Origin of the sequence: Allosediminivita pacifica (assembly GCF_003054175.1) — a bacterium.
Taxonomy (GTDB): Bacteria; Pseudomonadota; Alphaproteobacteria; order Rhodobacterales; family Rhodobacteraceae; genus Allosediminivita; species Allosediminivita pacifica.
The window spans coordinates 1-1,416 of the sequence record NZ_QBKN01000088.1 but is presented as its reverse complement, the minus strand read 5'-3'; the positions used below and the strand labels follow the sequence as shown (position 1 = coordinate 1,416).

2 protein-coding genes are annotated in these 1,416 nt (G+C 59.7%); one reads left to right on the top strand and one right to left on the bottom strand.

Annotation, left to right across the window (positions count from 1 at the left end; all coding sequences use genetic code 11):
* Nucleotides 1-274: hypothetical protein (locus C8N44_RS23720; RefSeq protein ID WP_210204225.1), on the top strand; the 274-nt coding region annotated here is incomplete at its 5' end.
* A 13-nt stretch (nt 275-287) separates the two neighbouring features.
* Here C8N44_RS23720 and C8N44_RS23025 read toward each other — a convergent pair.
* A complete protein-coding gene (locus C8N44_RS23025) occupies nt 288-1,331 on the bottom strand; it encodes an IS110 family RNA-guided transposase (RefSeq protein ID WP_107979007.1) in 1,044 nt (347 codons plus the stop codon).
* Between the last annotated feature and the right edge of the window lie 85 nt (nt 1,332-1,416).

Here is a 1,416-nt window from a genome sequence, read left to right as displayed (position 1 = left end):
CCATATGTGGACGGCCTCCTCCCCGCAAGAATACTCTGACGATTTTGATCGGATCGCTTGCGTTCATATGTCCGGCCTGTTGGTGCGCTCGAACATGAACGCTGGCCAAGATGGATTCCGCAACATGGGTTCCAAACAAGGTGACGGCCACATCGGGCCATTGGCACATACGGGGTGTCCCACGTCTTGGATCGATCGATCACACCATCTTCAGGTTTCCTGCAAGGTCACGCATCAGCTCAGCACGGTAGCGTTTTTCTCCTGCTCACCGTGACTGGCCGATCTGGTCACGCCGCGCAGGCCACCACTGGTCGCGCATTGGTGTTTTTGTAGGCTTCGCCCGAGATCATCATTTTCCACGCAATCCTGGCGATCTTGTTGGCAAGTGCCACGGCCACAAGTTTTGGCGGCTTGCGCCGAAGCAGGTCGGTGAGCCAGGGCGAGGCGTTACTGCCTCTGCCCGCTCTCACCTGCCGGAGCAATGAAGTCGCGCCGACGACGAGTGTCTTGCGCAACATCTCATCACCGGCTCGCGTAATGACACCCGGTCTGACTTTGCCGGCGGTCGAGTGATCCCGGGGCGTCAGCCCCATCCACGCGGCGAATTGCCTTCCGGATGTAAACTGCTCCGGTGCGGGCGCTTTCATCACCAACAAAACCGCACCGATCGGCCCGACACCGGGGATCGTGGCGAGGCGCCGACAGCACTCGTCGCTCCGGTACCAGGCCATTAGCTTCGCCTCTATCTCCTTCAGGCGTTCCTTCATCTGCGCGAACTCTGCCGCCAGTGACGCAAACAGATCGCGCGCAAGAGCAGGAATGGTCTCATCAGCCATGATCCGGTCCAGCAAGCGCGGAATATGACACAGGCCTTGGGCTGCGGTAACTCCGAATTCTGCAGCATAGCCGCGGATCGTATTGGCCAGCTGGGTTCGGGCGGCGACAGCACGCTCACGCATGCCGACCAGCATCAATGCCGCTTGTTGCTCGGCGCTCTTCACAGGCACGAACCGCATTGTCGGACGGCTCATCGCCTCGCATAGCGCCTCGGCATCCGCGGCATCATTCTTGCCGCGCTTGACGTAGGGCTTCGCAAGCTGCGGCGCAATTAGCTTGACCTCATGGCCGAACCCTTCCAGCAGCCGCGCCCAATGATGCGAGGCGCCACAAGCTTCGATCGCGATGACGGTCGGCGGGAGCTTCGCAAAGAAATCCACCATTTCCTTGCGGCGCATCTTCTTGCGCAGAACCGGTTGTTCGGCGGCGTTCACACCATGCAGCTGGAAGACGTGTTTTGACGTATCCATGCCAATACGAATAATCTTGTCCACGGGCGGCTCCTTCGTTTGAGTTCTTCGACGACTCAATTTGGCACATCTCGATGCCGTTCGGGGGCCGTCCACTCCAACAAGGTGG